The organism is Citrobacter sp. Cpo126, from assembly GCF_030332445.1.
Classification (GTDB): domain Bacteria; phylum Pseudomonadota; class Gammaproteobacteria; order Enterobacterales; family Enterobacteriaceae; genus Citrobacter; species Citrobacter portucalensis.
This window is the reverse complement of the sequence record NZ_JAOWHT010000042.1, coordinates 193,630-219,673: the sequence shown is the minus strand read 5'-3', so window position 1 is coordinate 219,673 and position 26,044 is coordinate 193,630. Positions and strand designations below refer to the sequence as shown.

The window sequence follows — 26,044 nt, the reverse complement described above, 5'->3', positions numbered from 1 at the left end:
CTATGAATAAAACATTTAATTACGTTTTTAGCCCGACCAGTAATCTATTTTATCCTGTTGCTTTGCGGGCAGATTATGAAAAAGCGTCGTCTTGGCCTGCCGATCCTGTCGGCGTAAGTGACGTAATATATTTTGAATATTCAGGAATACCGCCTGAGGGGAAAATAAGACGTTCCGATGCTAACGGGATGCCCTGCTGGATTGATGCGCCATTAAAGAGCACAGAGGAACTTATCGCCGAAGCGGAAAAAGTCAGACAGGTGCTTATCGCTCAGGCCAATGATTACATAAACAGTAAGCAGTGGCCTGGTAAAGCAGCGATTGGACGTCTTAAGGGCGATGAACTAACTCAGTACAATTTGATGCTGGATTACCTGGATGTACTGGACGCCATTGATACTTCCAGCGCGCCAGATATTAACTGGCCTGTCCCCCCGGAGCGGTAGGCCATACGGGTTTTGCGGTATCAACGCGCATCAGTAGTACCCGGTATTTTTTCCATTCAACTAGGGCGGCAGTCTCTTCAGCTGTCGCAATCCCTGCATCAACGGCGTCCTGACGCCAACTAATTTCAGTGTCAGCAGTAATTCGTAAAGCACTTTTTTTCTGCATATTTACAGATAAAGTCTCTTCTGCTGTGGGTGGAGGGATATCCACCCATGCAGGCATACCATTACCGTTTACACCAAGTATTTTCCCTTCAGGCGGCTGTCCGATAAATTCGGCTGATACTTCATCAGAAACATCTATGCCATTCTCAGGCCACATACCGCTTTCCTGGTATTCAGGTTTCAGCAGATAGGCCAGGAAACGAATATTCTTTGCGTCCCAGATATATCCATCGATACGTATTGGGGGCTGGTTGACTATTTGCTCGGTTTTATCGGTCATAATCAGTATCCAAATGCCAGAAATACGGCTTGAGAATTGTTTGAATCCGGGCTTGTCCCTGAGGTGAGACAGGTCACGGCATCAAATCCGGTGCTATTGGCGCTTTCGCACGAAGTGACAATTTGTGCATAGGTCCTTTTGGTGCAAAACACGCCCCATACATTTACCGGGAACGGCGTTGGATATGTAACAGCAAGGGTTTGCGGAATACCGATAGTGGTGCTGTTCGGTAGAGTACGCCGGAATATCTGAATGATAAGACCGTTAGGTCCTTTAACAAGCAGGTTGTCGGTACCCTTTCCAGTTAAGGTGAAATAGCTCATGTCAGGGATATCGTAGGAGTTTACATTTCCTATATTTCGCCCTGACGCCGAACCGAGGTTTCCCAAACCAAGGTTTGCGAGAGCAGTGGCGATGGCCGCCGCGCCGTCAGCTTTAATATCCCCAAAGGGATTTGAACGGCTCAGGAGCAGTTTTTTTAATGCCGTCAGCAACTGGTCGCGTTTTTCCTTGTCCGGGGTGACGCCTGATGCCTCAACCACCCCCACCAGCTCTTCCTGCAGCATGTCAAAATAATCGTCATCCAGATCGGTAGCAGGTGTACCGGTCTGAGGGTTTCCACGGGTAAAGCCGTTCTTGCCCGCGCCGAATTTATCCTTCTGCGCGGTTGCGGTATCTATGCGGTGCATGAGTTACTCCGGATATTTAAAAATAACGTAAGTATGAGAAGGGCAAAGTTTGTTCAGAACACACTCGACAACCGTGTCTCCCCAGATCCGCAATGCAGAATTGCAGGGATCAATACAGGTCATCCAGGCGGTACTGGTGGAAGATGGCATGTTCACCTGCCAGTAATAACGCCAGTCAGGCGAATACACGCCATCGGTACAGGCTGAGGTACAGGTAAAGGTGCTTTTGTCATAGCGCGTAATGGTGGCGCCCGGTTTCCCCAGCGCGGCAAGCTGGGTAAGAAAGAAATCCTCGTGGATACCCCCACTCAGATTGACCTTTGCGTCCAGGCGCTGCTGACGCTGGCGCAGTGTCTGCGTTCCTGCGGGGATACACTCGTCAGGCAGGCCGCACAATCGTTCCCAGCGATTAAGCAGTTCGGTGGTGGTGCGCGGGTCAAGCTCAAGTATCAGGTCATCTGCCCGCTGATGCACCCGCAACAATGAGGGTGCGGAGCCGGACACTGCCGGATCGCTGACTGACCATGCGGGTCCCGGAGGCAACAAGGCAGACAGCAGGCTGATGTAATCGTCGTTTGTCACGTCCATGCGATGTCCCCCATCACCGCCAGTTCATTTTTCGCGACAGGAATAGTGGCGGCTGGCTCAATAAGCTGATGGCTGTATTCCCCGGTCGCAATCGAAATGGCCTCGTTGATACGGGACAGCTCCAGTTCCCCTTGCGGATAACCGTCGCGTAGCAGGAAGGCGCGTAACTCCGCCGTGACCGCCGCACGAATTTCCGGTGTGTCCGGCGTAATTCTGACGTGAAAATTCACCGTATGTTCTACCGGTTTAAACACATAGAGATCGGAGCCGGCCACCGGGGCAAGCGGCATAATATGCGTTCTGGCTGACGTCACGGTATCGTCATCGGGGATCGGATTGACCAGATCACTGCTGGCCACCATCACCCCAACCGTTCCGGTCCCCATCCAGTGACGATAAGTCCAGGCCCGGATAATGCCGGGGACCTCTTTTGCCCAGACAGCATAATCTCCGTCGGCACCGCCCTGCGGTGTCCAGTAGTAGCGTTCAATGACCCGGGCGCGCCAGGTCTCCAGATCCTCAGTATCAAATCCACCCACCAGTGTGTCGGCCAGACCTGAAGAGGGAAGTCCGTTCACCGGCGTGACCAGAATGAGCGCAGTACCGTCATCCGCGTTACCACTGACACCGGCAACTGAACACGCAACCGGCACACGCAACACCCCACCCGCACTGACGGCGTCCGCCGTGGCCGTGTACTGGATCAGATCGTCACGCTGAATCACACTGCCGGTAGTGACTTTCAACCCGTCGCTGACCCCCTCCCATCGCATATACCCGGTCGCGGTTGTTGCAGGTTTACGTGGGCAGCGCTTCATGGCGGCGTGGCGCGCCAGCCAGGCTTCATCACACCGATCTGGCAGCATGTTCATGGCCAGGTAATCGATATAGCCGTACACGGTGTGCAGCGCTGCTGCATACACTTTCGCCCGCACATCTTCATCCATCCGCCTCAGCGCATCGTTAACATCCAGCCGGGCGAATAAATCGGTGCGGAGCATACTGATATTCTCTGCCAGCGTCGGGCGCCGGAATTCACTCTCCGCCATGGGTGATTACGCTCCATAAATCATCAAAAATCAGGGTGACCGGCCCACTTCGGCGCCAGAGGGTGAGGCTGTTTGCCAGTTCGTTGATGCCTGTTCGCCGGATATCCAAATCGATTCGGGAAACCACGCCGTCATCCAGCATCCACTGCAACGCATCGCGAATACAGGTTCTGATGTTATTCACCAGCTGATTGGTCAGCTTACTGCGCTGGTAAAGCCAGAGTTTTGAACCGATGCGATCATTCTGTACCGCAGGCCAGGTGTCCCCCCACCACCCCATCGGCACATCAGCCTGGTCATCCGGATCGGCGCGGTGCCAGGTAAAAAGGGAAATCACCACCGATCGGGTCAGGGGATCCAGCGACGCATTCGCTTTCACCCGCTGCCCGTTCACTGTCAGCCACAGTTCCATTACGCCTCCATCGGTTTATCCGGTGTGTTGGTGTTACTGCCCTGCCCGTTTTCCCGGTGTCGGTGGCCGTTATAGGCCACACGCATGGCGGTCATCGTCAGGCCAGAAGAGTCACAGAGATCCTTAATCTGACCTGTCGCCTCAATATCCATTTCAAAACGGGCCTTTGGTGCGTTGATGAATCTGATGGTCTTTCCCGCACCGTCAACGACAATGCCATTTCGGGTAAGGTGAACCTTCTGTCCGAGGTCGTCATACAGTGCCGCCTCTCCGCCTTTCAGACCTTTCAGCCGGTACCGGCGGTCGGCAACCACGATGGCGACACCGTGAGAACGATCGCCATCGGGAAAGAGCACAATCGCCTCAGCGCCAGGTGTGGCCCGCGCAGTAAATCCATAGGGTTCGAGATGCTCTATGCCGCCTTTGGATTCGCCCGCGATCAGTGAAACATCCACCATCTGACATTTCGCCGCAGCATTAATGCTTTTCACGACTGCCCGACCAATCAGGCTGAGGAGCTGTCGCTGCAAACCGGGTAACGCACTCATCAGAAAGGATCCTCCCGGGTTTTACGCGTTTTCGTTTTTCTGGTTTTTGGATCATCCGGTTCAGGCAGATAGGCATCCGGCGGCGCCACACGGATTTCCGCCAGTGTGCCGCTCTGGTCTTTGGTAAAGGTCACTTGCGAAATCAGTAGTTCCGCATTATCGAAACCGCAGACGGGGTCGAAGACGATGACCCGCTGGTTTGGCTGCCATAACATGCCGTTCCCCTGCCGCCAGCCCTGCACCACATAGGTGGTTTCATCGGTTCTCGCGGCCCGCTGCCGGGCTTCAAACTCCGCCCTCGCAATACAACTCGCCCCCGTCGCCTGTCCGGTCTGCCTCACAGACATCGGGCGGTAGCGGGATACCATCGCATCCTCCGTCCTGGCCCGCAGCGCCGTGGTGGTGGCAGACCCGAAATCGTCATCATTCCCGGCACGCTGTCCGGCGACCTGATAGACGGAGAAGCGTTCGCGGATACTTTTTTCGGTATCGCAGGAAAGGATGTTCTGCCCGAGAACCAGCGCGGTGTGAGCACGGGTTGCGCCAATACCGCCAATCACCAGCCTGCCCCGGGGATCGTCATACGCCAGCGCCTGCTGCTGACCCAGTATTTTGTTGATGACCTCGATGACGGTTTCGCCATGATCGGGCTGAACATCGGGGATAACGCTGGCGGGCGCCCCGGCGCTCACCACCTCGATGCCAAAGGGACGCGCCAGAGCCTGAGCAATCTGTACCAGAGATCGACCATTGAACTGTGTCGGCTCTGCCGTACAGTCAATCAGATCAGCGGTCAGGCTCCGCCCGGAAATGCCGGTACTGACGGAGCGGGCATCGTACCTGACGGGAGTGGCTTCCACCCAGCCGGTAATGACGAGGTCGTCACCGATGAGCACTTCCACCCGGGAGCCGTTTTTAATACGTGGCTGGAGCGTGGCGGTACCGTCATCCCCCGGCCACTGACGGGTAATTTCAACGCTGAAATCGCGCGCCAGCCGCTCAATGCCTGCGCCGATCCTGACCGACGTCCAGCCGCCCCATTCCCGCCCGTTCACTCGTAATGTCACGTTATCATTCATCGTACCGGCACCCTCAGTGGAACAACCGGCACGAAGCCGGGATGTGAAATGGCATTACGCCGGATGATGTCGCTTTCCCTCGCCGCGTTATCAAACCAGGACGCTGCCAGTACCAGTGCGGGGGTAACTTCAGCGGGAACGCGCTGTACAGTTTTTTGTACCTGCTCCAGGCGGGTTTTCATGTCCGTGTTCAGATCGGTTTTTACCCGACGTAACGCCAGAAATAAGCGGTCATCGGTGGTGCGCGCCATCTCCTTATCGATAGCAACATTCAGTGTGTCGCGGATATCGACAAGCTGCTCCCAGGTGGGCAGATCGGTAACAACAGGTTCTTCCGGAGTGGTATTCAGCGCAGGGTGAGTCACCATTGGCCAGCCGGTACCGGGTTGGCTATCAGTGGGCACAGGAGCGGGTGCCGGCAGACGCGTTACCGTGTGTGCTGCTTCACTGATGGCCGTGGTGCGAATGGCACTGGCAACAGTGTTACTCTGCTGCGTGGTGGTCCTGGTGGTGACGCTGTCAGTCTTCCAGACGCCCCGGGGCTGCAAATCGCTCCCGAGACTGACCCCGGAAAAGGTTTTAATCATCGTGAAGAGATCGCTGGAGTTACCGTACAGGCGGTTGCCTGCCCGCCACATTTTCTGCAAATCGTCGACAAAGGTTTTCCCGGATGAGGGGGGCGGAAGTAGCACTGAAATGTCACCCTGCAGCAATCTGGCGGCATCAGAGACGGCGGAGTCCACCACTTTCATGGCGCCGGAGACATATCCCAACATCGATGTGGCGTTACTGATGACGTCGTTCTGAACAAAGTCCGCCACACCCTCAATGCTGAAATCACTGAAACTGCTGCTGATACAGTCATCAAGCGCCGAACAGGAAGACGTCAGGTTCTGAGCAGTCGCGGCACCGGCTGTGGGATAAGACAGCTCGCCAGCCTCAACAAATTTAAGATCGAAACGAACGACACGCCCTTCGCTTCTGGATGTGCTGACGCGAACCTCACCGTCCACACAAACACTCATTTCCCCGTAGACCGGATGAACCAGCGCCCCCGGACCGGATTTGTTCAGAGCCTCAATCAGTCTGTCACGCTGGTCAAAACAGTCTTCCCCGACAACATAGGCTGTAAGAGAGGGACGAAAAGAAACTTTACCCAAATCTTCGGTATAGGGTTTGTCACGGTTCGGGTATTCGTGGGTTTCCACCCGACGACCAACACCACTGCTCTCTTCCTCGACTTTGAACGGAACGCCACGAAATGATGCGTCCTGTAACCTGTCTTTCCACGCCATATAAACTCCGGACATAAAAAAACCCGCCGGAGCGGGTTATCAGCCCCCCATACCAAAGCGGGTGTAGCCAACATCGTGATTTACATCGATGCCACTGGAGCGGGTATCTGTTACCCGCATCCCGGGTGGAGCATCTTTGAAGGAGACCGTAATTTCGCCCTCCGCTTTTTTTGGCGCGGCCGGGGTTATCTGATACGGGTTATATCCCTGAGCGGGAACACCGGTACCGTATGCACCGTACCCCCCCGCCCCCCACTGAGCCGCATTAGCAGCGGTCACCGTATCGCTGGCCCCCTCAGAGAACCATTCAATGATCGGCTTTACCTTCGCCCACATATCCTGAAACCACTGAACGATCGGCCCCCAGTTATTAATCACCATGCCCAGAGGGGACCAGTCGAATGCCATCTTCGTCCAGCTCATGCAGTCAGCAAATATCGGCTGCAACATAGCCCACAGTTCCTGAAACCACTGGACGATCGGCCCCCAGTTATTGATGACAATTCCCAGAGGGGACCAGTCAAAAACCATTTTTGCCCAGCGCATCCAGTCAGAAAATATCGGCTGAACAAAGTCCCATAATGCTTTGAAGTACGGTCCCACAACATCCCAGTTTGAAATGATCAGGCCCGCCACCAGCGCAATACCTGTTGCTATCATGCCGATGGGTGTCATCGCCATAATCCGGCTGACCATACTGATGGCGCCACCCACCCCCATAAATACCAGCTTCAGCACCGTCAGTCCTGCTGCAAGGCCAAAGACACCGCGGATTACTCTGGGATTTTCATCAGCAAACGTTGTGAATCGTTCACCGAGATCGCCCAGCCAGGTGGTGATTTGTTTTGTGTCATCGGAGAACGCCCCGCCAATAGCCGCCAGACCATTGGTCGCCGTACCAGTCATCGCTTCCCACAGGTTGGCAAGCGTGCCCAGTTGAGCCTCCACACGCTTGTTCAGGCTGGCCTGCCTGTTCATTTTCTGCTGCACCTGATCGTAACCATCCTTGCCTTTGTCGATCAGTGCATTCACGACCTGCAGTGTTTCAGCATCATCGCCAAAGAGTTCCTTCAGCACCCCGGTACGCTTCACATCGGTGAGTTTTCGCAGCCGGGACAGTTGCCTGAACATGTTGTCCAGGCCACCAAAGCTGCCTTTGCCGTCAGTAAAGTCGAGGCTGATATCCAGATTTTGGCGAGCCAGCACCTTGTTAACCGCACCGACCTTTTTGACATTCAGTCCGGACTGGATGACTTTACGCAGGGCGTTACCTGCGGATTCCCCCTGCATGCCCATCTGATCCATCATGACGCTGATCGGGGCCAGACCGCGCGCTGCCTCCAGACCATCCTTGTTGACCATTTTCAGAACAGAGCTGGTCTTCGTAAAAAACGACAGCATATTGGTATCGTCAACGCCCAGGTAAAACGCCTTCTGTATCGTATCGAAGAGTCCCATCATGTCATCGGAGGCGGTCCCCGTCGCATCCTGCATTTTCGCCGCAAACTCAGCCGCTGCCTCCGGGGTCTTTTTCAGTTGCACAGCCAGATACGCCGTGGCTTTCCCGACGCCCCCCAGGATGTTTTCTGCCGGGATCCCCTGGCGGACCAGCATCTGCATCATGTTCTGAAAATCAGCCGTGGTTCCGGGTAACTGATTACCCAGCCCGACAGCCAGTTTATTAATGCCATCAAAGCTTTTACCGACCTCGCCGTTCGCCTCCATCATGGCGACTTTCAGCCCCATCGCGGCATTTTCCTGATCCGCATAACTCTTCATCGACAGCGTTAACCCGGCGGCAAGCCCTCCCGCCAGTGCAAGCCCACCTTTCGAAGCATCTTCCGCCTGGCGCTTAAACCCACGGATATTTTTCTGCATCTTCGTGAGCGTGGGCGTTAACTTATCAACGCCGGTAATGAGCGCCTTCAGCTCAAATTCAGCCATGAGTGCGTTTCTCCTGCTCTATTCGGTTCGCCTGACTGACCAGCAGAGGGATATCACTGATCGGTATATTCAGTAACTCGAAGGGATTGATGCGCCAGTAACTGGCGCAGTCAAAATAACGATCAGTGAGGAATTCCGCCGTCAGGCCTGGAGGAAAAAACCGGCCACCAGCCAGGCGGCTGCATTCAGATCGGAGGGAGACATCTGATCCACAGAGCTTTGCGGCACTTTAGCCAGTCGCACGATGTATTTCGATACGACGTGGGCCAGCAACTTCACGGACTCGTCCTGGTTCATCTGATACGGATACCCCAGTTCCCGGACGTCCTTTCCTGTGGGTTCTTCAAACTCCAGTACCGACAGCGTTTCGCCGTGCGCGATAATCGGTTTCTTTAACTCAAGCTCTTTCATTACTGGTAATCCCCCTCTTCACCGTGGAATTCAAGCTCTGCTGTCCCTTCTTCCGCATTATGGTTTGCTTCACCATGCAGCCAGGCAGACGACAGCACATAGACCTGACCATTCGCCAGCTCGGCGGTGATGGTCATTTCATCGGAACGGGTGATTTTGTTGACCGGAAAATTTTTCGGTACCTTGAACGTGCCTTTGACGTAGGGAGCCCGGTGCGTTTCTTTACGATCCACCGAGCCATCCAGGCCAATGAGATCATCATTAACCTTCGTGTTCATTGGCACTTCAATGCCACCGGTCAGCGAGAGCTGCTGACCATCAATCTTGAAATAACAGGTACCCCCAATACGCGCCATTATGCGGACTCCTCCTGGTACTGAAGACGGAACTGATTAACCACCGCGAAGACACGCAGCTGGTTGACATAATCTGGCGGGAAGAGCGTGTTCAGACGGTTCGGGTCACTGGCATCACGTTCAACAATCAGGTGCGTTTTGAACAACTCGTAGTTCTCCACGATGCCCGCCCGCTCCAGCTGACGGTACGTTGTCAGCAATTCCCCTTTGATAACTGCCGGAGTCACGATGGCCTGACCGGGTCCAAAGCGTGTACCGTCGTTCGCCAGTTTATGGCGCCCGTATTTGCTGGTGATCACCGATTTAAGACGCCGCAGCACGTAGGCGCTGGTATGCAGCGTTTCACTGTCGAGATAGCTGTTATCCGCCACGCCATACGCATTTTTCTTATAGGTGGTGACATCGCGCTGAATGCGCAGGATGCCGCTTTCCACATACGCCGTCGCCACGCCGTGAGACAGCAGCGTCTGCTGCTCAGTCATCGTAAAACGCTTCCCTTTGGGGGCAGGTAGCATATCCACCAGTTCCCCCGTCTGTGTCGGGCGCGCCGGATCATTACGGATAAACACCGCCGCCCGCGCCGTCCGGCTTGCCGCCAGTTCGTCTGCCGGGGTCTGCATATCCTTCTCGTAACCCGCGAGGGTGATGTGCTGCTGATTCAGTTGATCACCTGCGGTCACCAGTTCCGACAACGAGCCGATCTTCGCCGAATACACGTGACCGTAGAGCTGACGCGCATAGCTCCAGCGACCGCTGGTATCGTTCATTTCGGTCACCAGCGTGTTAATGGACGCGGTGTCGCTGAACGGCAGTCCGATATAATCAAACGGTTCATCCGCCATCGCGGCGACCGCGCCAGTCAGCACAGGCGCACCACTGCCGGCTGTACCGGCTGCAATCGCAATCTGAACACCAGCAGGTAAAACCTCTCCCCCACCAAAACCGTAATAATTCAGGGTGACGGGGATTTCATTGCCACATAGCCCCTTGTGTCGCGCAGTCAGCGTCACCACACCCGCCGCAGCGGTCGCCGTCAACGGCAGAGTCAGATCGGCATTGATGGCATCTTTAATGCTGCTGGCCACCGTGGCCACATCATCACCGTTGATGACGACAGCCTGGATGCGGGTGCGTCCGATATACAGATTCACCGTGCCGGTTTCGGTCGCCTCACCGGTCACCGTCATAACCACCGTTGCGGCTGCCCCGGCGGATTCGGGTACCGCGATGACATACAGCTCACCAAACGGATCGGTTTTACGATAAGCGGCAACCATACGCGCCAGCTGACTGCCAGGACCGCAAATCTGGCGGGCATAATCTGCCGATGGCATCAGCACCAGGCTGTTCGTCGCAATGGTTGCATCATTGTTGGCGTGGCCTATCAGAAGCGATGGCGCGCTGTCCTGACTGGTATTCGCCGCAGAGTTATCCATTTCCGCATAGAACAGCGGCACCAGCGTGTTCGCGGGAATGGTATTCATACTAATCGTCATTGGTTTTCACCTTTTTATTAACGCGCCGGATATCACCGGCCGCTTCACGTCGCAGCCAGTAGTTATCTTCTTCAACCTTTCGCCCCTCTGAGGGCAAAAGGTCACCCCGGGCCGGGTCAGGAACTGACCGCCCTTTTACAGGTTTTACAAACATGGGACCTCTCAGGAAGGGAGTGTTATTTCAGTGTGGAGCTCAGTATTGCCGTCGGGACCTTCGCCGGGATCGATAAAATCGACGTCAATCGCCAGTGTGCGTAGCTCATCCAGGCTGTTGAGATCGTCCTGCTGGCGGGTGTCATCCTCTGTCAGTTCAGTCTCCACGCTGAAATCGAACTGGTAGATCAATTCATGCCGGTTCAGGTCCAGCAGCGTTCCACCCTCGTAGGTGATCGGATTGCCGCGCTCGTCCGGATTCCAGCCAAGAAGCGCTTTGAACAACATCTGGCGGACCTCATCCACCACGTCATAAGAGGCAAACTGGCCACGCTCATCGCGCCCGTTACTCAACATGACGATAACGGAAAAGCTTTCGGTCAGATCCTGCCAGTAATCGGTCTGGCTTTTATTTTCACCGGGCGAGTCATCTCCGGGTACCACATAGGCGGCCGGGAGTTTCAGTTTCCCGACATCGGGCAGATTTTTAAACTGTGCAGCCCCTGCCACCCGGTGTTCAAAATACGGGCACCTGGACCGCAGGGCGGCCACAACGGGAGTGAGTTTCATCGGCGACGTTTCTCCGGTTTCAGGGATTTACGGAGCTCGCTTGCCAGAAAATAGCGTGTCCAGCTGCTGTTCTTTTCCAGGGTTTCCACCATGAAGTTATTACGCGGCGCCAGCCGCCAGCCACTTCCCCCGGATGCGCCGCGATGATGACCGCGTTTACGCTTCGCACCGCCCCGCACCCCGTAGAAGAGAAACGCGGGGTAAAAGTCACCGTTGATCATCCGGTTCCCCTGTCCGTTCTTCTGGTTTGGAGCTATGCGGACCATAAAACCCGGGCGGCGACTGCTTGCCTTTGGCACCATAAATCCGATGGATCTGGCCAGTCTCCCCGTCTGATACCCCGGGCTTTCACCGGGCTCAGAACGTCCGCGCTTCATTACCAGCCTGCGGGCATCACGCATATGCACCTGACCGATGCGGATGAATGCCCGGCGAACGCGCGCGCGGTTAAAGCGCAATTCATTGGGCTGCTGAAAATCAACGTGTAAAAAGGGTTCCGCCATTGCTGCCACCTCCGTGGGTTGCAGGAAACTTACCTAACTCAGTGCATTCGAGTAACAGGAAACGGCGCTTACCGTTAAGATCACGCCCCCGCCGCACCCGGTACACCTTACCGTCGTGGGCCACCTCAAAATCTGACGTGATCCCCCGGCGATACCTGATGGTGATGTAATGTGTTACTGCTTCATCAGTCTGCGCTGTTTCCTGGTAAGTCGTGGCGCTGGTCTGCACCACCTTTGCCCATGCCAGGAATGAAACCGGATAGTCCGGCTCAACACCGAAATCGGCTGACGGGGTATCAACCTGCAGACGAAGCCGGACACGTTTATCCAGTTCGCCAGGGTCCGGAAGCAGGTATGTCGCGCTGGTTTGCGCTTGCCGAATTTTCATCGCGGATAAAACCTGTATGGAGATACAAGCCAGTTATATGCCTGCGGCGCTTCAAGCTTTTCGACCTCAGAGGTCGCTGACCGGTTCTCGTAGAAGTGAGTCACCAGCATCAGCATCGCGAGGCGGATATCATCCGACACGACAAGCCCGCGCGTATCCCCATCAGGAATGTCGTCTGCTTTGGCATATAAAGGGCGATTAAGGAAAGTGCTTGTCCTGGATTCCGCTGCGGCACCTAGAGCACTGAGCAACACATCTTCAGAGGTGTCATCGTCCTCAAGCCGCAGTTGCCGCTTTATCTCTTCATTCGTCAGGATCATGAGAAACACCTGTAAAAAACCCGCCAATAGCGGGTTATTTTTTGGCTTTTTTATCGGTTTTTACCGGATCCTGTTGTGGGTCAGGCGGCGGGTAGTCAACGTCAAGGATCCCCAGTTGACTGGCAATTTCCAGAGCCCGGCCCGGTAATTCAGGATGTTCACCCGCCGGGATAACCTCGATGCGGCAACCATCAGGAGACCACTTCAGGCTCGTTTTCAATACAGGCATGGTATTCACCTCTTTCATTAAAGAGGGGCCGAAGCCCCGGCACTTATGGAGCAACTGGCGCGCCAATCTGCATCAGTTTGATGGACTGCGAATCTGTCAGCATGCCACCAGTACGCTTGGTGGTATAAAAACCGACATACGGTTTGTTGGTGTACGGATCACGGAGAATGCGGGTGCCGATACGATCGACAATGGTATAACCGCGTTTGAAGTTACCAAACGCGATGGCTTTGGCATCAGCCGCAATATCAGGCATCTGCTCATTTTCCGCGATACCGTAGCCGACCAGCGTGGATGGCTGATTGACTTCCAGCCCCGGGCGCCACAGATAGTTACCTTCCGAATCCTTGAGGATGCGGATCGCAAACAGGGTGTTGTTGTTCATCATGAACCTGGCGCCGCTACGGTGTGACTTACGCAGGGTATATACCAACTTGATGATGGCATCCGCCGTTACTGCTGCGGCTGAACCGGACAGGATATGCTGCAGAGTACCGAAAGCGCGTGCTTTGTCGTCGTCGAGGCTGGACGCATAAGCCAGGAACCCTTTTGGCTTTTTGGTACCGTCCCCGGTGGTGAAGGCAATCTCTTCCTTCTCAGCAAATTCAGTGGCCAGTTCACTGTTGATCCAGTCTTCCGCATTAAAAAACACGTCATCGAGCATTTTCTGCGTCGCCTGCGGGTTGCCGTAGATTTCCCCCATAAAAGGTTCGATCATTTTCAGTTTGGATGCGTCCGTTGCCGGGCGCGCATCCGTCTCCCCCACCCAGCCTGATGCCGTGCCACCCTCACTCACCAGTTTTTTATATTCAGAACCCCCTACGGTGATCACCGTGGACTCCTGGCGCATCACCACTTCATCCTTCAGCAGGGTAAGGATGTTGCGATCCAGTTCTTCCGGAATGGCATATCCACCATCTTCATCGGTGCCCACCTGTAATGCTTTACGCTCCAGCTCACGAAGGCCGTCATCATCACCTTTACGCATAAACTGCATAAAAGCGGTCTTGTGCTCGGTCGCCGCTTTGGAATGCTGCTGTGGGCCGCCAGGGCGTTTGAGCGACACCAGCTCAGTTTCCAGATCGGATTTCAGATTTTCCAGTTCGGTCAGTTTGACGTTCAGGGTGTCGACTTCCCCGGCTAACTTGCCTTTCTCACTTTCGAGGGCGTCAATTCGCTTATCGTTTTTGGCCCTGAAGTCATCAAACTTCGCCTGCAGTTCCTGCGCGACCTGTTCTACATCTTTAATTTCGACTGCCATGTTTTTTTACTCCGGATTAAAATTTGATGTTTTTAAGTGCATCCAGTGCAGTGCCCACGCCATCAACATCGCGCTGATTCAGTGTGCTATAACCCCCGGCCATGAATGCCTTGGCCTGGGTACGTGAGAGCCCAACGTCGCGCAGGACTCTTTCGATACTTTTTTGGGACGGCATCTCGCCCCGGGCAAACGCGCTTTTAACATCACTGATGCGAGCCTCGTCATTCGACGGGAACGTCACCGGGCTGACTTCCCAGAGATCAATCTCCTTCAGAAGAAACACCTCTTTGGTCCTGTCGTATTCCCAGTCTTTCAGCATGTAGCCAATAGAAAGGCCGGTTAAAGAACCGGCCTTCATGTGAGCATGTGCGCGTCTGGCAAGGGGATCGTCATCGATAAGGAGTCGCCCCTTAACGTATAACCCGACGTCATCCTCTTTCATGTCGGTATAGATGCCGATGGGTTCATCCATCTGATGCTGCCAGAGCATGGCGGGCATCGTGTTCTTTTCACGCCACGACTGAAGTGATTTACTGAATGCGCCAGGCACGACCACATCGTCGTAGCTGTCCTTCACACCAAATACGGATCCGTAGCCCTCAAATTCACCGCTGTCACTGACGGATTTCAGTTTCAGCGGCATATCCAGTCGCTGCTTATTCTGCATGGGGTTTATCCTCTTGCGGTTTCGCTTTGCTGCCGTCTGACGGCTTCGTGGTCATATTCATTGGCGTCAGGTAGACGTCCCCGCCCGGACGAGGATTGCGATCTTCAAGTTCAAGGCAGTCATTGGGGGAATACATGCCCCAGTTGATGGCAGTGGCATATGCCTCAAAGCGTGACTTCATATCGCCTCGCAACAGCGCGCCGACATTAAATTTTGCGTAGTACGTGCCCAGTTTCGATTCCCGGATCAGGCCGATATTGATGCGCTGCTCAATACGAGTGAGGTACGGGATTAATGAATAATTGATAAAGCCTAGGCCCAGTTCTTCAATGTTGCTGAACGTTGCCCGATCCGTGTTCTGGACCATATGCATCGGTACTCGAAAAAGGCGGCAGATTTCCTCAAGCTGAAACTTACGCGTTTCCAGAAACTGACTGTCCTCGGCGCTCAGTGCCATCGATTTCCAGTCCAGCCCCATCTCGAGGATCATGGGTTTATGAGCATTACCCAGCCCCTGGTGTTTTTCGGCAAAATCCTCTTTTAGTCGCTGGTAAGCGAGATCGCTTAACTCCTGCTCTGTCCGTAACACACCGGAAGTGACCGCACCATTACTGAACAACCTGGCACCGTGTTCTTCCGTGGCAAGCCCAAGGGAAATTGCCTCACGGGCATAAGCTATGGGGTTCAGACCCACCAGGCCATCGAGGGTAAGAATACGTACATGCCAGATGTCCTCCTGCCCCAGCACATCAGTGCTGCCGTCAGGAAATGTGACCTGGTAAACCGGCTCCCATTGACTGTTAAGTTTCGGCTGGACACAGCCTGGGTCCAGAGGGAGAAGCTCAACCACCTCACCCAGGGCCTTGACCTTATATGCGTAAAAATTTCCGCGAAGACATAAGCAAACCACCAGCAACTCCCAGAACTCCTGTGGTGTCATAAAACCATTCGGTTTTATGGATACCAGCTTATGCAGACGCTCGCTGGTCGCCTTTTCTTTACCTCTGCCAACGGTTTTATAAATATTGCAGGGAAGCATGCCGATAGATTCAGCAAGGACGCGCACACAACCAAAAACAGCGGTCAGACGCATTGCGCGCCCGCTGCTCACCCGCTTTCCTGTATAGGTGTCGTAAGTCAGACCTATTTCCTGCGCCAGCTCTGATGCCGTGGTTACCGGCGGGTTACTTTTGGCGAACATGCCAGAGAAAAACATCAGTCACCCCCTGATTGTTTACTGCCCGAAATGGAGAGTGCTTTAGCCACCAGCCAGGACCAGAGAAGACACAGAAAACCACCAGCGATAACGCCTGCAGGGGGATAAATCATCCATACCCCAAATGAGAGCAACAGTGCCCCCAGCACCCCGACCAGTGGGGTGAGTATTTTCAGGATCATAAACGCCTCGGTTAAAGTGAACGGATACCGTGAGACTCGAGTCGGTCAGACAAGGTGTCTACTTTCTCGTAAAGCATCGAACGTCCGATCGACATAATCAGCGCCACCGCGCCGTCGATTTTGTTCTCGTTCTGCTCTTTGATGGGTTTCACCACATCGTCATTGCCAGGAATACATTTCCCAACGACGTTCGCGATACACCAGCTCATGATCGGGTTCCCGTCATGGTGAAACCTGCCGGACTCAATGGCGGCTTCCAGCTCTTTCATCGGGTCTGACATGTTGGTGTAGTTCTGGATGATGGTGATCGGGCTCAGACCTTCGTCAGCCAGGTCGTGCGAAAGGCCCGTTGCGCCAAACGGGTCGATCGGCGATTCGCTGACCGGGTTCAGTTTGTTCGCCGCTTTGGCTTCTTCCAGGATGTAGCGGTAGTCCACCTCGGCACCGTCGGTAACGGTCAGAACCCCCATCTCCACCCATTTCTGGAAACGTTCAGCCGTGCGGCGATCCTCGCTTTTCTCCACGCTGTAGACCGTGTCATACGGCACCCAGAAGCGCGGCGCCACACTGTAATAATGCGTTTTCCCGTCAATCTCCCGGGTAAACAGCCGCGCCATACTGTTCATATCCAGTTTGCGCGCCAGGTCGAATGCCAGTACGCAGGGCTGCCCCTCAAACTGCTCGAGGGTCAGCGTTTTGTCTTCACAGTTCTGCCAGCTCACCAGATTGAAGAACGCGGCGCGGGCCGCCACCCAGATATTGAGGTGCTTGGTTTTGAATATCCCGGCCTGACGGGCATTGTTTACTGCACGCATCTGCTGGCTGAGCAGGAAGTCACGGTAGACCGACACCCCCATATTCGGGTTGGCCTTCTCCAGCACCTTTGGATCGGTCCAGTCATCACCTTCATCCACGGTGTAGATAATGCCGAACAGCTCCTCATTCGGTACCGAACCGTTCAGCATTTCGATAACTTCGCGCCGCTTGTCGTAGCAGGGACCTTCGATGTTGTAACCGGCGGTGGTGATCGCCCACATCAGCGGCTGGCGCCGGGCCCCCATCCCGGTCAGCATCGTGGTATAAAGCGCATCCGTAGGATGTTCGTGATACTCATCCACAATGGCGCAATGCGGGGATGCACCGTCGCCGGGATTTCCGATCAGCGGTTCAAAGCGCGCGCCGTCTTCAGGACGGTTCATGTTGGAGGCATTCACCTCAATGCCAAACGCTTCCACCAGCAGCGGAGTGCGCTTGCACATCAGGCGAGCCGGGCGAAACACTTCCCATGCCTGCTTCTCGGTCGTGGCACCAGAATAAACCTCCGCGCCAAACTCGTTATCGCAGGTGAAACAGTACAGCGCCACACCGGCAGAGATAGCCGATTTGCCGTTTTTGCGCGGGATTTCGGTATACACCTCCCGGAAACGCCGCAGCTTAGACCCCTTCTGCACCCAGCCAAACGCGCAGCAGACGATGAATAGTTGCCATGGTTCCAGGGTGATCGGCATTCGTTTAAAGGCCCATTCGCCCTTGGTATGCGGCAGCAACTGGATGAACTTCGCCGCCTTTTCTGCCATATCCTTATCGAAGCGGTACCGGAACTTTTTACTCTTTTCGGCCGCCATATCATCGATATGACGCTGACAGGCCTGAATAACAAACTGACACGCCGGGATCTTGCCCCGCACAACGTTGCGGGCGTACTGGTTCGCGGCGTTGACGTTGGGGTACGATTTCCGGCTCATGAGTTAATCATCTTCAGAAAGGGGTTTGAGGTTTTCTTCTGGCCAGCGAGACCGATAAGTCGCTGCCGGCTGCTGGGGTCGAGCCCCAGCATGGAGCCAGTCGAACTCATCTCCGACTCCTGCTCTTTCTTGGCGGTCAGTTCAGGGTTTTTGATCTTCCCCCCCATAGCTCCGATGATGGTGTTCCCCTCGGACGCAATATTTTTTACCGCGCGGCGCCAGAACTCATAGGCAACACACCAGCGCTCCAGCACTGCCAGATCGGTAACGCACAGCAGCCCCTGGCCACAAAGCTCTTTGGTTGTCAGCTCCCACATAATTAATGCCAGCGGAAGATCGTCTTCGGCAAACCAGTCCGGCGGCGAGACGCCTTGTATCGGAGTGAAGACTGGCTCGTCTTTATTCAGGGCCCGTTTACCGGGATTTCCGGCCAGCTCTTTCCGCGCCGTTGGCTTGGGACGACGACCGGAAGCCCCCGCCTTTCCAGCCATGGGCAATGCTCCTGGTTAAATTTGATTTTTCGCGGGTATAAAAAACCGATGAGGCGGGCAGTCCGGAAGGATGCGAGCTGCAGGGATTTACCCTCCCCCTCCCCTGGGTGGATTCAGATGATAGTTATTATAATTTAAGCCTTTCACGCGCTGTCTTCGCGGCGTGACACGACCAGCACAGGCTTTCGAGGTTGCGGTCATCATCCGTGCCGCCGTGAGCCTTGGCGATGATGTGGTCGACACAGGAGGCCTGCTTCACCACGCTCCGCCGGAGATGTTCCTGACACAGCCCTTTGTCACGCTTAAGAATGCGGGCCCGGATAACTTCCCACTTCGTCCCGTAGCCACGCTGGTGACGGGATTGCCCTGGTTTGTACTGGCGCCAGCCTTCGCCTTTGTGGGTTTCGCAGTAACCAGAAGGATCGGTAGTAGTAAAACGGCAGCCGCGAACACGGCAGGCTTTCGGTGTTCGTGGTGGCATGTCATACCTTCCATTAAAAAGGCTGCATTGGTATGCAGCCTTACTTGATGTATCACAGATCTTTGGTTGAAATGGTTACCCACTGCAGCGAACCATTCATTTCGATCTCCATCTGCAATGGCTTGCAAGTAATCACACCATTCTCAGTATCAACCTTTGTAATTACGTGACCTTCTGGAGCCTCGTACTTTCCACTCTCAGGTAAGTTGGCACGATGTTCTGCCCCTAACCTTACACTGTTAATTGTCACCTCTCCGATCATTTTCTATTCCCCATTAAAGCCGTGTTTATTTCGGCAAGAGGATAATTCCACAAAAATTTTAAGCTGCAGTGACTTAAGATGCTGTTTGCTCTAGAAGGCCATGTATATCAGATAAGTGATCACAAAAACTTCTTGCTGATGAGCGAGAGTCTGCGCGGACGCCGCCCCGTAACGCGCAGGATCGCCGGAAAGGACCCGCAGGCATTAACAAACACGCTAACTATTTCAGATTCATGAATAACATCACCCCTATGAGCAAAGCCAATTCGGATTTATATACTTTCCCCGCCAAAAAACAAAATTGACGATCCCGTAACTTGCTCATATTCTCAGACAATTCTTCATTAGGGTTTGCAGATAGATAAATAGTACATCTGGCCTGTAAATTACTAAATGCAGCTATAATCAACTTTCTATTCACGTGCTTAGGATCATCATCTAATGTCTTGGGTATAGAAATTAGGGTGTTATTATACTCAATGATTGCATCTATTAGCTTTAATTTTTTATCTTCATTATATTGCAATTTCCATTGATCTAATGCACGAAAAGCCACTACCCCAGCAAAAAAAGTAACAAGCACACTAGCTAAACCTATCAGAGCAGAAAATTTACTCCAGAAAAGAGCATCCTGAGCAACTAACAAAGATTTGTACGATATATAGTCATAAACCATAACATATGATCTCAATTTCATAATTTCAAAAAGCAATCTTACATTAACTGACTAACCATGGTGTAATCGAAATTCGACATTTTTATGCATCAAGTTTCAACTACTGATCGTTAGATTCTCTAACCGAGTCGTAAGGGTGCTCCAATGTCAATCCTGCCGGGTAGCCTTCATCAGAGCGGTCAGCATAGTACAAGGTTCTTCTGCAAGGCTTCCGAGCATGTCAGCGAGCATTGCGGCGTCGGCTCCAGCTGTCATGCTTCTGAAGACAGCAGACCGACTCAACATCTGCACAAAATCACCTCTGACGAGTTCAATAACCTGCGTGAATGATGATGACCTTAGAACCGAAAAAATAATCGTTTCCCGCGCCGCTCCCGCCCCGTGGCAGGCTACCCTGCCAGGAGGCCCCATTAAATAATAATGATTACCATTTACTGTAATAAGTGGGGAGTAACAAAAAACCGCCCTAAGGCGGCTGTTATTAATTATTTAATAGCTTTTCGATGTTAGATGGAACTGGTACGCCAGGCTCTGCTTTTAGTTTGTTCAGCCTTTCGATGATAGCATTCCTTTCCGTCTCACTCGCTGCCTGATAATAAGGTTTTATCCCTTTAATGATTTCATTAGCTGTGGCAGAAGAACCAACGCCAGCACCGATTTCATTTCTTTTCATGGCATTATAAATTACTTGCTCAATAGCCTGATTCATACTCATTACCCTAAATGAGTGGTGACATACCACAACCTGTATATATGCCCACAGCATCAAAAATCAAGCCCTTTAAAACTAGCATTTTGACATGACCGCTTCGATTCGCTCTCGCACTAGTAGTACTTCTTGACGATTTGACAGGAACCGTTTCTGAAGCTCGCCCCGGACCGGTTTTGCCCTAATTTCCTCAGCTTTCTGTTAAGTACATCAAAACTAAGTTCTGACGAATGCTTTACTCGTTGATTTAAAATGCGATCACAGTGATATTTGTTTTTTCACCACAGGAGATCTGCAATGTCACCAGCTGCTTTAGCTCGTCTAATTGAACAATCGAACTCAATAAATCCAGATATTGCTGTCGCTGCAGCTTATGCACTCGGCGAGGGTGGGTCCGCTGCAGCCCCAGCAGTACTATCCCGTTTGATTGATATGTCCCGCTCTATGAACCCAGATATTGCCGTCGCCGCAACAAAAGCTTTAGGCCGCCTGTACCGCAGAGGTTAATTATGAATGCCATTACGATGGGTCTACCAATTGTAATGGCAATAAAAAACCGCCCGGAGGCGGTCTAGTTAGAACTTATGTTCTTTCTACTTTATGAACAGATCCTTTCCGAAAATGAATTCTTAGCTGCCTTTTGCATTGCGGACATTTACGACTGCTTGAACCATCACCCTCTGAAATGCCTACGTCATAGGTTGATGTGCCACCGCAATGCGGGCACGCAACTGTTGCCTTTGCCATTTTTATCTCCTTGTGTTTTGTGTTCACATGAAGTAATCGGCCATCTTATTAGAAACTTTATAATCCATTATCGAATCCCATCAATGAAGGGCTTCTGTAATGCTCTGTGAGATGGGTTCGTTAAATGATATGTTTCCAAATATAACTATAAGGAGATGAAATGTTTAATTTTCTCAAAACACTCAATAGACTCATCAATCAACAAACCACCCAAGAAGTACCGCAGGAACATTCAACCGAACAGCTTCTTCAGTGGGCTACTGGATGCATGTTAGAAGGTTTGCCGGACGAGTTTTACGAAGCGAGAATTTCCTGTTTCCGCAACACTGACTATGAAGGACGTGTTGCAATCGCCTCAATACATGACGTCAAGTTGACTATAGAAAGCGAATACACTTCTTTCTCTCCGCCCGATGATCTTTACGCTACACATTGCATAGAGCAAATTCTTGCTGGAACTAACTGGGGCCAAGCAACTATAACTTTCAACCCAGAAACGACAACATTCACATGGCAATAACTATCTCTTTTATGGCGAGGCTTTGGTGTTTTCAATTTCCCGTATTCCTGCCAGTTGGTTGTTCCCCTTCTCAATGATGGCCAGCAGCGGCTCAATCCAGAGGACGGCCTGACAATACGTCATTGAGCTGGCGGCAGAGGCACTATCATCGGCTCCGTTAGCGTTCCCGGAATCGGCGCGCATTGCGCTGGTACGTAAACGGTTCGCGTAGTTGAGCAACCCACTAGAGACATCAGCAGGAACAGGCAGATCACAGGTCTTTTCACGGCGAAGAATCTCCCGGTATTCGATAACTGTCTTTTCGGTGCCAGCATCTATCAACGAGTTAAGGCGGTTGGCGTTTTCCGCTATCTGGTTAAACCGGTTGAAGTTGAAAGCCTGCGTGGTTATTACCGTCGCCTGTAGTGCGTTATCGCTGCGCAGTACCCGGTTGTCGCTCTCGGACGTGGTCAGCGCAGCATTACTGCGGGTCAGCAGCACACAGAGCACCGCGATGAAGATGATAGCTGCCATCCCAACAACAACGATGCTTCTGTTCACTGGTCTATCCCCCAGCACGTTAGCGCGCTTTCCTGGTCTCGTCGTTCTACCTGACCGTAACAACCATTCTTCTGACCTTTGGTCAGACGACAGTCGCGGCCACCGTCTTTTATCCACCAGCCGATCGCTTCACATGCGCCTTTACGGTCACCTGCATTGAGTCGTTTGTAGAACGTAGACGGGAAACATTTTCCAGGGCCGATGTTATATGGGCAGAAAGATGCGATCCCGGCTTTCTGTGGTTCGGTCAGCGGTATCTTGATATTTCGCTCAACCCACGCCAGCGCCTTATCGCGCTCAATGGCATTTACCTGGGCGCATTTCTCAGCAGACAGCTTCATGCCCTGAACTACTGGCTTACCATCAACCATCGTGGCGCCACGGCAAATAGTCCAGAGTCCGCCGCCGTCGCGATACGCCGTCAGACTATTCCCCTCTTTCTCATCCAGAAACTGATCGAGAATTACAGGTGCGGAAGCCCCGGCAAGAATCAAACCAACGACCGCTGCGCTCAGTTTATTCTTCAGCTTTGGTGGCATAGCCATTGCGCCGATCCTCCCGTTCTTTCCAGCGGAAATACCAGTTCACTGCACAGGTGATAACAGTGCATGCGATACCGACAATGATTGCCCAGTCGCTCAGGCTTAATCCTGCAATTCTGTCGGCCAACATCCAGGACACCTCTTTTGCCGTTTTAGCTGTTTCGGCATATGCCTTCGCTGATACACCGCAGCCGGTCAGCGTGGTGCCTGTTCCATATGAAAGTCTGCTGTAGATGGTGCTCATTCTGGTCATAGCCCTACCTCCGATTTATTCGGATGGCGCTGTGTGTGATTGAAGGGAATCAGGCAACCGGGCTCTTATGTTCAAGTAAAAATTAAGGATGATTCCCGGTGCCTGAAGATGGTGATCACCACAGCAACGGGGAAGCGTGGTGATCGTTATGATTTTTTCAGTTTTTCCACCTCTTCGGTGGTCTGTATAAACCTGTCTTCCTCCAGTTCTACGCCGATCGCCCGACGGCCAAGTTCTATTGCTGCTTTCACAGTTGAACCAGAGCCCATAAAGAAATCGGCAACGATATCCCCTGGTCTGCTGCTGGCGCTAATGATCTGCTTCAGCATGTCGGCAGGTTTTTCGCATGGATGTTTGCCCGGATAAAACTGAACAGGCTTATGCGTCCATACGTCGGTATACGGAACAAAAGCGGAAACAGAGAAGCAGCGCCGGAGGGTTTTGTATTCCTCCAGCAATTCTGAATACTTGCGGTTTAATGACTGATAGGTAGCCACCAGCTGGTGGTGAGGATGTTCAAGCTTCTGCTGAATGTGCTTATCGATAGCGATCCGCGTGAACAGTTCCTGCAATTTTCTATAGTCCACTTCATTTGGTAGTTGCCATTGGCTTGCACCAAACCAGTGTGACGCCATGTTTTTCTTTCCGGTTGCCTCAGCTATTTCTTTCGAGCTGACACCCAGTGATTCACGGGCATTACGGAAGTAGTCAATCAGCGGCGTCATAATGTGCTGCTTTAGCTCTGTGCTTTTCCTTTCGTAAACATCCTCTTTACCTGTGTACGGCCCAAGATAGTGCTCAGCAAACAAAATCCGTTCCGTAGATGGAAAGTACGCACGCAGGCTTTCTTTGTTACATCCATTCCAGCGGCCCGATGGTTTTGCCCAAATTATGTGATTCAAAACGTTGAACCGGGCACGCATCATAATCTCTATGTCTGAGGCCAGTCGGTGACCGCAAAACAGGTAGATGCTGCCAGCAGGTTTAAGAACGCGAGCATACTCAGCCAGACAGCTATCAAGCCAGCGTAAGTAGTCCTCGTCCCCCTTCCATTGGTTGTCCCAGCCGTTGGGCTTCACTTTGAAGTACGGCGGATCCGTAACTATCAGATCAATAGAGTTATTCGGGAGGGTGGCAACGTAATGCAGACTATCAGCGTTGATTAACTCAGCACTGTTTATTTTTACAGTATTTTTCATAGATCGGTAAGCGTAACTCTGATAGGCTCACGTTGCTTTTGCGCTAAAGCAGTGGGCCTTGGTTAGCTTGTGACCTGAAAGCATGAGCTGATGGCTGGCTGGGTGCGCTAACACCCACCAGCCGCCCATTTCCACAGCAGGAAAGCCCCCACTGATGGAGACTGTTCGAAGAAGTTAACTCAAAGTGTTAATAACTGATTCCCACTCTTCATCAATACATTTAACTGTCTCTTGCTTCAGCAGGCTCGCGTGATAATCAATCTTATATCGCATTTTTTTATCCAATAATCCTGCTGCACCTGAGGCTATGGCATTTATTAATTCTATGATTTTCTTAAACCGTGGATTATTAGCAACCATAAGCTCAATGTAATTTGAAGACATATCCAACCTATGGGACAGCGCAAGCAAAATTTCCTGTTGCTCCCTGGGTATAAGCAAAAAACTCTTATTTGTAGATGTAATTTCCCTATTGATTACCACAATCATGTTTTCTGCATCAGCAAGGAAAGTGGAAATTCTAAGGCGCAACTCATCAATGAATGCCTGCCTGTTTATTATCATCTGCTGGTGAAGCATTTGTTCTTTATTTGCACGAATAGCTTTTATTGCAACGTAAGCAGGTATGGCTCCTCCAAACATTGCGCCTAAAACCGAAAGAACAGGACCAAGCCAGTCAGGTGAAGTATCAACTACTATGTGAGGAATTTTACTAATAACAACATTGGTAGAGTCTAAAAGGTCATTACTCAACCATTTAAACGGTATGCCTTGCCACATATACCCTCCTTTTCAGGCGGATATAGTAGCAAAAAACCCGCTCAAAGGCGGGTTTATAAAATCTTGACAACATATCAAATTAGCTTCAAATATCGCTTATTTTGTTGCATTTTGCAAGCTCGTTTGAAGGAGATAGTGAAATTTACTTCACATTTCTACCACTTTGATGGTTTCTTCGTCCTCGTAGTACTCCAGAGCCATAGCCAACGCACGCTCGTCCAGATCCGAAAATGCGGCCTTTAACCCGGCCCAGTGCCCTGAATAGACACGCAACCATGTCGAACGGTCAACGCTAACCATACGGGCCAGCGCCGCGCCAGCATAATCTTTATAGGTTTCATTATTTCTGGTTGCGGCAATTTCCTGCCCTGCAAGCCATACCAGTCCTATCAGTTTCTTTACTACGCGCTCCTGAAGCGAGTTTTCACCCAGGCATTTCTGATAAGTCTTCCAGACGTATTCACACATCATCACCTGGTGCTTATAGCTAAGGTCAAAACCGTAGCAGTACCGCAACCAGGCCTGCTGGTATCCACTAAGCGCAGACACTGCCCTACGCCACGGCGCGGACTCAAATTCCGCATCTTTTATCGGCGGCATTGGCCTGCGGCGGCTGCGTGTTTCCAGCACATACAGTGGCGCGGAAAGCGAGTTAACAAAGCGTGGCCCCTTCTCTCCTTCGAGTTCTACGAGATGAATTCCACGGCGCGGGGTGGAATTTTTGTCTGCTGGTGGGTGTTCACTGAAAGCCTCAAGCTGCCCTTTTGTTCCCCCAGAGAGGTCAGGTAGCGCGCGGCGTAATTCTATTCTTACAAAATTCAGGTCTTGTTCATTCATGCTTCTTTGCGCTCC

The 26,044-nt window shown here is 52.5% G+C and carries 37 protein-coding genes; 3 read left to right on the top strand and 34 right to left on the bottom strand.

What is annotated here, in order from left to right:
• The first annotated feature begins 2 nt into the window (after nucleotides 1-2).
• Nucleotides 3-446 carry a tail fiber assembly protein gene (locus OGY17_RS20390; RefSeq protein WP_286608236.1) on the top strand — a complete coding sequence of 148 codons (444 nt, stop codon included), beginning with the start codon at nucleotides 3-5 and terminating at the stop codon, nucleotides 444-446.
• Here the strand turns inward: OGY17_RS20390 and OGY17_RS20385 are convergent.
• The 28 genes from OGY17_RS20385 to OGY17_RS20245 form a co-directional block, all read right to left on the bottom strand.
• Nucleotides 418-891: a tail fiber assembly protein gene (locus OGY17_RS20385; RefSeq protein WP_286608235.1), complete on the bottom strand. Its 474-nt coding sequence runs from the start codon at nucleotides 889-891 to the stop codon at nucleotides 418-420. The genes OGY17_RS20390 and OGY17_RS20385 overlap by 29 nt on opposite strands.
• Nucleotides 892-893: 2 nt before the next feature.
• Nucleotides 894-1,580, bottom strand: coding sequence for a gp53-like domain-containing protein (locus tag OGY17_RS20380; protein ID WP_286608234.1), 687 nt, complete (start codon nucleotides 1,578-1,580; stop codon nucleotides 894-896).
• A 3-nt stretch (nucleotides 1,581-1,583) separates the two neighbouring features.
• Nucleotides 1,584-2,168 (bottom strand): YmfQ family protein, encoded by a 585-nt coding sequence (locus OGY17_RS20375; RefSeq protein WP_286608233.1) that lies wholly within the window; start codon nucleotides 2,166-2,168, stop codon nucleotides 1,584-1,586.
• Complete coding sequence (locus tag OGY17_RS20370) at nucleotides 2,159-3,217, bottom strand: baseplate J/gp47 family protein (protein WP_286608232.1); 1,059 nt, start codon at nucleotides 3,215-3,217, stop codon at nucleotides 2,159-2,161. Before OGY17_RS20370 ends, OGY17_RS20375 begins: the two co-directional genes overlap by 10 nt.
• Nucleotides 3,204-3,629 (bottom strand): phage GP46 family protein, encoded by a 426-nt coding sequence (locus OGY17_RS20365; protein WP_286608231.1) that lies wholly within the window; start codon nucleotides 3,627-3,629, stop codon nucleotides 3,204-3,206. Before OGY17_RS20365 ends, OGY17_RS20370 begins: the two co-directional genes overlap by 14 nt.
• Nucleotides 3,629-4,177: a phage baseplate assembly protein V gene (locus OGY17_RS20360; RefSeq protein WP_286608229.1), complete on the bottom strand. Its 549-nt coding sequence runs from the start codon at nucleotides 4,175-4,177 to the stop codon at nucleotides 3,629-3,631. Before OGY17_RS20360 ends, OGY17_RS20365 begins: the two co-directional genes overlap by 1 nt.
• Nucleotides 4,177-5,256, bottom strand: coding sequence for a phage baseplate assembly protein (locus tag OGY17_RS20355; protein ID WP_286608227.1), 1,080 nt, complete (start codon nucleotides 5,254-5,256; stop codon nucleotides 4,177-4,179). The genes OGY17_RS20360 and OGY17_RS20355 overlap by 1 nt, the downstream gene beginning before the upstream one ends.
• Nucleotides 5,253-6,551, bottom strand: a complete 1,299-nt coding sequence (locus OGY17_RS20350; protein ID WP_286608225.1) for a DNA circularization protein — start codon at nucleotides 6,549-6,551, stop codon at nucleotides 5,253-5,255. Before OGY17_RS20350 ends, OGY17_RS20355 begins: the two co-directional genes overlap by 4 nt.
• A gap of 39 nt (nucleotides 6,552-6,590) precedes the next feature.
• Entirely contained in the window at nucleotides 6,591-8,495 is a 1,905-nt protein-coding gene (locus OGY17_RS20345) for a phage tail tape measure protein (RefSeq protein WP_286608223.1), read from the bottom strand.
• 141 nt (nucleotides 8,496-8,636) lie between these two features.
• Nucleotides 8,637-8,906 (bottom strand): phage tail assembly protein, encoded by a 270-nt coding sequence (locus OGY17_RS20340; RefSeq protein WP_276294949.1) that lies wholly within the window; start codon nucleotides 8,904-8,906, stop codon nucleotides 8,637-8,639.
• Entirely contained in the window at nucleotides 8,906-9,262 is a 357-nt protein-coding gene (locus OGY17_RS20335; protein WP_286608218.1) for a phage tail tube protein, read from the bottom strand. Before OGY17_RS20335 ends, OGY17_RS20340 begins: the two co-directional genes overlap by 1 nt.
• Entirely contained in the window at nucleotides 9,262-10,758 is a 1,497-nt protein-coding gene (locus OGY17_RS20330) for a phage tail sheath subtilisin-like domain-containing protein (RefSeq protein WP_286608216.1), read from the bottom strand. Before OGY17_RS20330 ends, OGY17_RS20335 begins: the two co-directional genes overlap by 1 nt.
• Entirely contained in the window at nucleotides 10,748-10,912 is a 165-nt protein-coding gene (locus OGY17_RS20325; protein ID WP_286608214.1) for a DUF2635 domain-containing protein, read from the bottom strand. Before OGY17_RS20325 ends, OGY17_RS20330 begins: the two co-directional genes overlap by 11 nt.
• An 8-nt stretch (nucleotides 10,913-10,920) precedes the next feature.
• Nucleotides 10,921-11,481, bottom strand: coding sequence for a phage tail terminator protein (locus tag OGY17_RS20320; RefSeq protein ID WP_286608212.1), 561 nt, complete (start codon nucleotides 11,479-11,481; stop codon nucleotides 10,921-10,923).
• Nucleotides 11,478-11,984: a hypothetical protein gene (locus OGY17_RS20315; RefSeq protein ID WP_286608211.1), complete on the bottom strand. Its 507-nt coding sequence runs from the start codon at nucleotides 11,982-11,984 to the stop codon at nucleotides 11,478-11,480. The genes OGY17_RS20320 and OGY17_RS20315 overlap by 4 nt, the downstream gene beginning before the upstream one ends.
• Complete coding sequence (locus tag OGY17_RS20310; RefSeq protein ID WP_286608208.1) at nucleotides 11,959-12,372, bottom strand: phage head closure protein; 414 nt, start codon at nucleotides 12,370-12,372, stop codon at nucleotides 11,959-11,961. The genes OGY17_RS20315 and OGY17_RS20310 overlap by 26 nt, the downstream gene beginning before the upstream one ends.
• A complete protein-coding gene (locus tag OGY17_RS20305) occupies nucleotides 12,369-12,692 on the bottom strand; it encodes a head-tail connector protein (RefSeq protein WP_286608206.1) in 324 nt (107 codons plus the stop codon). The genes OGY17_RS20310 and OGY17_RS20305 overlap by 4 nt, the downstream gene beginning before the upstream one ends.
• Nucleotides 12,693-12,726: 34 nt before the next feature.
• Nucleotides 12,727-12,921: a hypothetical protein gene (locus tag OGY17_RS20300; protein ID WP_286608204.1), complete on the bottom strand. Its 195-nt coding sequence runs from the start codon at nucleotides 12,919-12,921 to the stop codon at nucleotides 12,727-12,729.
• A gap of 43 nt (nucleotides 12,922-12,964) precedes the next feature.
• Nucleotides 12,965-14,182: a phage major capsid protein gene (locus tag OGY17_RS20295; RefSeq protein ID WP_286608202.1), complete on the bottom strand. Its 1,218-nt coding sequence runs from the start codon at nucleotides 14,180-14,182 to the stop codon at nucleotides 12,965-12,967.
• 16 nt (nucleotides 14,183-14,198) lie between these two features.
• A complete protein-coding gene (locus OGY17_RS20290) occupies nucleotides 14,199-14,849 on the bottom strand; it encodes an HK97 family phage prohead protease (protein WP_286608200.1) in 651 nt (216 codons plus the stop codon).
• The gene (locus tag OGY17_RS20285) at nucleotides 14,839-16,065 is read right to left on the bottom strand and encodes a phage portal protein (RefSeq protein ID WP_286608198.1); all 1,227 of its coding nucleotides are present in this window, start codon (nucleotides 16,063-16,065) and stop codon (nucleotides 14,839-14,841) included. Before OGY17_RS20285 ends, OGY17_RS20290 begins: the two co-directional genes overlap by 11 nt.
• Nucleotides 16,065-16,247 carry a hypothetical protein gene (locus OGY17_RS20280; RefSeq protein WP_191219745.1) on the bottom strand — a complete coding sequence of 61 codons (183 nt, stop codon included), beginning with the start codon at nucleotides 16,245-16,247 and terminating at the stop codon, nucleotides 16,065-16,067. The genes OGY17_RS20285 and OGY17_RS20280 overlap by 1 nt, the downstream gene beginning before the upstream one ends.
• A gap of 11 nt (nucleotides 16,248-16,258) precedes the next feature.
• Nucleotides 16,259-17,992, bottom strand: a complete 1,734-nt coding sequence (locus OGY17_RS20275; RefSeq protein ID WP_286608196.1) for a terminase large subunit — start codon at nucleotides 17,990-17,992, stop codon at nucleotides 16,259-16,261.
• Nucleotides 17,989-18,483: a phage terminase small subunit P27 family gene (locus OGY17_RS20270; RefSeq protein WP_140434873.1), complete on the bottom strand. Its 495-nt coding sequence runs from the start codon at nucleotides 18,481-18,483 to the stop codon at nucleotides 17,989-17,991. The genes OGY17_RS20275 and OGY17_RS20270 overlap by 4 nt, the downstream gene beginning before the upstream one ends.
• A 127-nt stretch (nucleotides 18,484-18,610) precedes the next feature.
• On the bottom strand, nucleotides 18,611-18,964 hold the full coding sequence (locus OGY17_RS20265; protein WP_286608194.1) for an HNH endonuclease: 354 nt from the start codon (nucleotides 18,962-18,964) through the stop codon (nucleotides 18,611-18,613).
• A gap of 52 nt (nucleotides 18,965-19,016) precedes the next feature.
• A complete protein-coding gene (locus tag OGY17_RS20260) occupies nucleotides 19,017-19,226 on the bottom strand; it encodes a hypothetical protein (RefSeq protein WP_286608192.1) in 210 nt (69 codons plus the stop codon).
• A 220-nt stretch (nucleotides 19,227-19,446) separates the two neighbouring features.
• Nucleotides 19,447-19,902 (bottom strand): hypothetical protein, encoded by a 456-nt coding sequence (locus OGY17_RS20255; protein WP_286608190.1) that lies wholly within the window; start codon nucleotides 19,900-19,902, stop codon nucleotides 19,447-19,449.
• Nucleotides 19,903-20,383: 481 nt separating this feature from the next.
• A complete protein-coding gene (locus OGY17_RS20245; protein ID WP_286608189.1) occupies nucleotides 20,384-20,611 on the bottom strand; it encodes a hypothetical protein in 228 nt (75 codons plus the stop codon).
• Between the two features lie 297 nt (nucleotides 20,612-20,908).
• Between OGY17_RS20245 and OGY17_RS20240 the strand changes: the two genes are divergently transcribed.
• Nucleotides 20,909-21,118 carry a hypothetical protein gene (locus OGY17_RS20240; RefSeq protein ID WP_286608187.1) on the top strand — a complete coding sequence of 70 codons (210 nt, stop codon included), beginning with the start codon at nucleotides 20,909-20,911 and terminating at the stop codon, nucleotides 21,116-21,118.
• A 400-nt stretch (nucleotides 21,119-21,518) separates the two neighbouring features.
• Entirely contained in the window at nucleotides 21,519-21,878 is a 360-nt protein-coding gene (locus tag OGY17_RS20235) for a hypothetical protein (protein WP_286608184.1), read from the top strand.
• Between the two features lie 9 nt (nucleotides 21,879-21,887).
• Here OGY17_RS20235 and OGY17_RS20230 read toward each other — a convergent pair whose 3' ends face one another.
• From OGY17_RS20230 to OGY17_RS20205, 6 genes are all read right to left on the bottom strand, one after another.
• On the bottom strand, nucleotides 21,888-22,391 hold the full coding sequence (locus OGY17_RS20230; RefSeq protein ID WP_286608256.1) for a hypothetical protein: 504 nt from the start codon (nucleotides 22,389-22,391) through the stop codon (nucleotides 21,888-21,890).
• Nucleotides 22,392-22,414: 23 nt separating this feature from the next.
• Nucleotides 22,415-22,963, bottom strand: a complete 549-nt coding sequence (locus OGY17_RS20225) for a lysozyme (RefSeq protein ID WP_286608182.1) — start codon at nucleotides 22,961-22,963, stop codon at nucleotides 22,415-22,417.
• Nucleotides 22,935-23,213, bottom strand: coding sequence for a phage holin (locus OGY17_RS20220; RefSeq protein ID WP_001568784.1), 279 nt, complete (start codon nucleotides 23,211-23,213; stop codon nucleotides 22,935-22,937). Before OGY17_RS20220 ends, OGY17_RS20225 begins: the two co-directional genes overlap by 29 nt.
• 146 nt (nucleotides 23,214-23,359) lie before the next feature.
• On the bottom strand, nucleotides 23,360-24,412 hold the full coding sequence (locus OGY17_RS20215) for a DNA-methyltransferase (RefSeq protein ID WP_286608180.1): 1,053 nt from the start codon (nucleotides 24,410-24,412) through the stop codon (nucleotides 23,360-23,362).
• 174 nt (nucleotides 24,413-24,586) lie between these two features.
• Nucleotides 24,587-25,192, bottom strand: coding sequence for a hypothetical protein (locus OGY17_RS20210; protein WP_191225932.1), 606 nt, complete (start codon nucleotides 25,190-25,192; stop codon nucleotides 24,587-24,589).
• 147 nt (nucleotides 25,193-25,339) lie between these two features.
• The gene (locus OGY17_RS20205) at nucleotides 25,340-26,029 is read right to left on the bottom strand and encodes a bacteriophage antitermination protein Q (protein ID WP_286608178.1); all 690 of its coding nucleotides are present in this window, start codon (nucleotides 26,027-26,029) and stop codon (nucleotides 25,340-25,342) included.
• Between the last annotated feature and the right edge of the window lie 15 nt (nucleotides 26,030-26,044).

Coding starts and splice junctions, on each gene's coding strand:
- OGY17_RS20390 (WP_286608236.1), top strand. CDS start 3: ATGAATAAAACATTTAATTACGTTTTTAGCCCGACCAGTAATCTATTT.
- OGY17_RS20385 (WP_286608235.1), bottom strand. CDS start 891: ATGACCGATAAAACCGAGCAAATAGTCAACCAGCCCCCAATACGTATC.
- OGY17_RS20380 (WP_286608234.1), bottom strand. CDS start 1,580: ATGCACCGCATAGATACCGCAACCGCGCAGAAGGATAAATTCGGCGCG.
- OGY17_RS20375 (WP_286608233.1), bottom strand. CDS start 2,168: ATGGACGTGACAAACGACGATTACATCAGCCTGCTGTCTGCCTTGTTG.
- OGY17_RS20370 (WP_286608232.1), bottom strand. CDS start 3,217: ATGGCGGAGAGTGAATTCCGGCGCCCGACGCTGGCAGAGAATATCAGT.
- OGY17_RS20365 (WP_286608231.1), bottom strand. CDS start 3,629: ATGGAACTGTGGCTGACAGTGAACGGGCAGCGGGTGAAAGCGAATGCG.
- OGY17_RS20360 (WP_286608229.1), bottom strand. CDS start 4,177: ATGAGTGCGTTACCCGGTTTGCAGCGACAGCTCCTCAGCCTGATTGGT.
- OGY17_RS20355 (WP_286608227.1), bottom strand. CDS start 5,256: ATGAATGATAACGTGACATTACGAGTGAACGGGCGGGAATGGGGCGGC.
- OGY17_RS20350 (WP_286608225.1), bottom strand. CDS start 6,551: ATGGCGTGGAAAGACAGGTTACAGGACGCATCATTTCGTGGCGTTCCG.
- OGY17_RS20345 (WP_286608223.1), bottom strand. CDS start 8,495: ATGGCTGAATTTGAGCTGAAGGCGCTCATTACCGGCGTTGATAAGTTA.
- OGY17_RS20340 (WP_276294949.1), bottom strand. CDS start 8,906: ATGAAAGAGCTTGAGTTAAAGAAACCGATTATCGCGCACGGCGAAACG.
- OGY17_RS20335 (WP_286608218.1), bottom strand. CDS start 9,262: ATGGCGCGTATTGGGGGTACCTGTTATTTCAAGATTGATGGTCAGCAG.
- OGY17_RS20330 (WP_286608216.1), bottom strand. CDS start 10,758: ATGACGATTAGTATGAATACCATTCCCGCGAACACGCTGGTGCCGCTG.
- OGY17_RS20325 (WP_286608214.1), bottom strand. CDS start 10,912: ATGTTTGTAAAACCTGTAAAAGGGCGGTCAGTTCCTGACCCGGCCCGG.
- OGY17_RS20320 (WP_286608212.1), bottom strand. CDS start 11,481: ATGAAACTCACTCCCGTTGTGGCCGCCCTGCGGTCCAGGTGCCCGTAT.
- OGY17_RS20315 (WP_286608211.1), bottom strand. CDS start 11,984: ATGGCGGAACCCTTTTTACACGTTGATTTTCAGCAGCCCAATGAATTG.
- OGY17_RS20310 (WP_286608208.1), bottom strand. CDS start 12,372: ATGAAAATTCGGCAAGCGCAAACCAGCGCGACATACCTGCTTCCGGAC.
- OGY17_RS20305 (WP_286608206.1), bottom strand. CDS start 12,692: ATGATCCTGACGAATGAAGAGATAAAGCGGCAACTGCGGCTTGAGGAC.
- OGY17_RS20300 (WP_286608204.1), bottom strand. CDS start 12,921: ATGCCTGTATTGAAAACGAGCCTGAAGTGGTCTCCTGATGGTTGCCGC.
- OGY17_RS20295 (WP_286608202.1), bottom strand. CDS start 14,182: ATGGCAGTCGAAATTAAAGATGTAGAACAGGTCGCGCAGGAACTGCAG.
- OGY17_RS20290 (WP_286608200.1), bottom strand. CDS start 14,849: ATGCAGAATAAGCAGCGACTGGATATGCCGCTGAAACTGAAATCCGTC.
- OGY17_RS20285 (WP_286608198.1), bottom strand. CDS start 16,065: ATGTTTTTCTCTGGCATGTTCGCCAAAAGTAACCCGCCGGTAACCACG.
- OGY17_RS20280 (WP_191219745.1), bottom strand. CDS start 16,247: ATGATCCTGAAAATACTCACCCCACTGGTCGGGGTGCTGGGGGCACTG.
- OGY17_RS20275 (WP_286608196.1), bottom strand. CDS start 17,992: ATGAGCCGGAAATCGTACCCCAACGTCAACGCCGCGAACCAGTACGCC.
- OGY17_RS20270 (WP_140434873.1), bottom strand. CDS start 18,483: ATGGCTGGAAAGGCGGGGGCTTCCGGTCGTCGTCCCAAGCCAACGGCG.
- OGY17_RS20265 (WP_286608194.1), bottom strand. CDS start 18,964: ATGCCACCACGAACACCGAAAGCCTGCCGTGTTCGCGGCTGCCGTTTT.
- OGY17_RS20260 (WP_286608192.1), bottom strand. CDS start 19,226: ATGATCGGAGAGGTGACAATTAACAGTGTAAGGTTAGGGGCAGAACAT.
- OGY17_RS20255 (WP_286608190.1), bottom strand. CDS start 19,902: ATGGTTTATGACTATATATCGTACAAATCTTTGTTAGTTGCTCAGGAT.
- OGY17_RS20245 (WP_286608189.1), bottom strand. CDS start 20,611: ATGAATCAGGCTATTGAGCAAGTAATTTATAATGCCATGAAAAGAAAT.
- OGY17_RS20240 (WP_286608187.1), top strand. CDS start 20,909: ATGTCACCAGCTGCTTTAGCTCGTCTAATTGAACAATCGAACTCAATA.
- OGY17_RS20235 (WP_286608184.1), top strand. CDS start 21,519: ATGTTTAATTTTCTCAAAACACTCAATAGACTCATCAATCAACAAACC.
- OGY17_RS20230 (WP_286608256.1), bottom strand. CDS start 22,391: ATGGCAGCTATCATCTTCATCGCGGTGCTCTGTGTGCTGCTGACCCGC.
- OGY17_RS20225 (WP_286608182.1), bottom strand. CDS start 22,963: ATGGCTATGCCACCAAAGCTGAAGAATAAACTGAGCGCAGCGGTCGTT.
- OGY17_RS20220 (WP_001568784.1), bottom strand. CDS start 23,213: ATGACCAGAATGAGCACCATCTACAGCAGACTTTCATATGGAACAGGC.
- OGY17_RS20215 (WP_286608180.1), bottom strand. CDS start 24,412: ATGAAAAATACTGTAAAAATAAACAGTGCTGAGTTAATCAACGCTGAT.
- OGY17_RS20210 (WP_191225932.1), bottom strand. CDS start 25,192: ATGTGGCAAGGCATACCGTTTAAATGGTTGAGTAATGACCTTTTAGAC.
- OGY17_RS20205 (WP_286608178.1), bottom strand. CDS start 26,029: ATGAATGAACAAGACCTGAATTTTGTAAGAATAGAATTACGCCGCGCG.